Here is a 2600-nt window from a genome sequence, read left to right as displayed (position 1 = left end):
GGTTCTCGTTTCGTGTGGTTGGTGAATATCCGGAAGCACGCCACCCGCAGGTGGCATACCTTCCCCAAGAATACTCTATGCAGATAAAAAGCTCTGATAGGCGGAAATATAGAGCAACATGATGCTCTACGGGCTAACCGACCAGAAGGATAACTAGGCGCAAGGCCCGGGTCAAGACCAGGCGACCATTCACCAACGGGTGGTGGTGGTGCTCAGGTGAGCCGCCGAGGGCATGCAGAAGGCCCCTAGGCTGAGAGATGGTCTCTCAGCCCAGGGGCTTCTTGCATATTCTATTTAGTCAGCTATGGTCTTGGGGGCTTCATCATCTTCCTTCTCAGGAATGGTGATGCCCACGGTGACGTACTTCTTCACCGACCACCCATTCATCGCTACCGAGGCAGCAAAGAACAGCGCAGGCAGCAACTCCAGACGAACCAGCGAATAGCCCAGGTATCCGAGCGCAATACACCCCGCCAAACCAGCCACGCCGACGCACACGGCACGCAGGGTACGGTACCCCTCGGTTCCCTCCTCAAAGCGAGTGCTCTGCAGGTAGAAGAGACCCTCGCGCACAACACGCAGGAACCCCGGGGTCAGGAAGAGTGCAACCGCCAGAGCCGCCGGATCGTAACCTGAGGTCATGAAACTGGTCAGGGGAACCACAAGGCACAGAACCGTGAAAATAGCCGCTGATATAACGCCCACTCGGGTTGAGTACCTATTCATCTGTTCCATGCGCTGCAGGTCAGGAATATCGTCATTAGGCTCGATGCGCTGGATGAGGACGAAGGCGATGATTAGCCCGCCAACCATGTACCAGGAAGCGAAGTTCGTCTCAGGGGTCCACAGCATTGCATCCGCAGTGCGCAGTACCCCAAAAGCGGTTAGAACCGTCAGTACAATCAAGCCCACTGCGCTGATGGAGTGAACGAAGATAAAGAAGTGGTGGAAGAGACCGCCATTTGCTTCATAGCCGTAGCTTTTACTACGCACCGTATCTATGGCTGAGAGGCCTATAGGACCTGCAACGAAGAACATCGCGCCCCACGGCCAAACGTCAATAACACTCATCCCTAGTGATGCAAGGGCCATGAAGATAAAGGCGAACCAGAGGCAAATAAGCCACAGCACTCTTAAGGTTTCAAAGAAAATACGCACCCTACTCCTTTCATTTACCCATTCCCATTTTCCTGGTTGTGTGAATCCTCCTCGACTTGATGTCGGAATGACGTTACCCCAGCAGACAATGCAGGCACAAAATTATTTACCGTATGTTTCACTGCATACTTAACAGTATGCTTAAGCGGTTGCGAAGTGGTTAGCTGCGTTACAGCCTGATTGTGCCACCAACCGGAAGAAAATATTGCCTTATGCTGACCCGGTGCCATGAGTCGTGCGACCTGCTTCGAAAAGAACTCCTTAGTTTCACGTGCAGGAGCCATCATGGCTACATCATCGGCAACCCCTGAGGTTCCCTTCAAGCTGGTCCAAGGCTTATAGTCGACAGCCTTACGGATCAGGTTATTTGCCCACTTCCAATCAGTCACTCGGGCTACGAACTCCGCCGACGGCTTAGGTTTCGTAACCACCCCGGCGATATTCTTAGCACTAGCCACGATACGACCACCAATACCACCGGTAATACCACCAACTACGGCACCAATCGCTGCGTCCTTCAGCATCTCCCCCATGTCCACAGATCCCTTCTGTGCCTTTTGAGTCATCATAGACATGCCGGCACTAGAAACCGCCCCAGCCAAGCCACCTACCAGGACCATAGTAAGAGGACCACCAGCAACAGATAGAGTACCTATAAGCATTCCAGCACCAAACAAGAAGGCACCGCCAATATATGCTTTATTCTCCCATAGCCATTTCTTGGGATCGTTCCAGGCAGCCTTCGCTTCCGCCTTTACCTTACCCCACAGATCCTTTGCATCCTGCCAGATTTCGCTAGCTTTATTTGCGACACCTAAAGCTGTCCTCTTGACCCAACCGGTAATACCAGAAGATGCTTTCTGCTCACGATACTTATTGAAGTCCTCCACCGACACCGGCGACAAACCCCACGGATCCACCAAAGAAACCGGATTACCACCCACCAACGAGAACGGGTCAGCACCCCAACCAGCACCCACAGGCGCAGCCAAAGGATCAGGCGCGGTAAAACGGCCCACACGCGAATCCACCACGCGAGCACCCAACACCTCAAAACCAGAAGCACCCAGCACCAGGCCCGAAGCCGCAGAAACACCAACCAGCGAATCCGGCAACACAGGCGCACCACCAGTAGCAGAAGCGCCCTGAGCAGACGGCACAGCAGGGGCAGCAACACCCAAAGAAGCCCAACCATACGGATCCAACAGGCCAGCACCAGAACCAGCACCAGGAACCAGCGAACCCACAGAAGGCATCGACGAGCCGCCCACACCCAGCACACGCGGAACGAACGAATTCTCGTCCCACACCAGCGGGTGCATCACCGAAGCATCAAAACCAGCCACAGAACCAGCACCGGCACCAGCATTAGCGCGAGCACCGGTTGAGGGTACGCCAAACTCGGGTGCACCAGCAGGCGCACCACCGGCAGCAAGCACACG

At 54.7% G+C, this 2600-nt stretch carries 1 protein-coding gene and 1 pseudogene; both read right to left on the bottom strand.

The annotated features are described in order from the left end of the window. Window positions 1–294: 294 nt before the first annotated feature. A complete protein-coding gene (locus HMPREF2894_RS03000; protein ID WP_070677732.1) occupies window positions 295–1158 on the bottom strand; it encodes a hypothetical protein in 864 nt (287 codons plus the stop codon). Between the two features lie 14 nt (window positions 1159–1172). Next, window positions 1173–2600, bottom strand: a pseudogene (locus tag HMPREF2894_RS09185) (hypothetical protein); the annotation flags it as partial.

This window comes from Rothia sp. HMSC066G02 (genome assembly GCF_001813145.1).
In the GTDB taxonomy this organism is placed as follows: Bacteria; Actinomycetota; Actinomycetes; order Actinomycetales; family Micrococcaceae; genus Rothia.
This window is presented reverse-complemented; position numbering and strand designations above follow the sequence as displayed.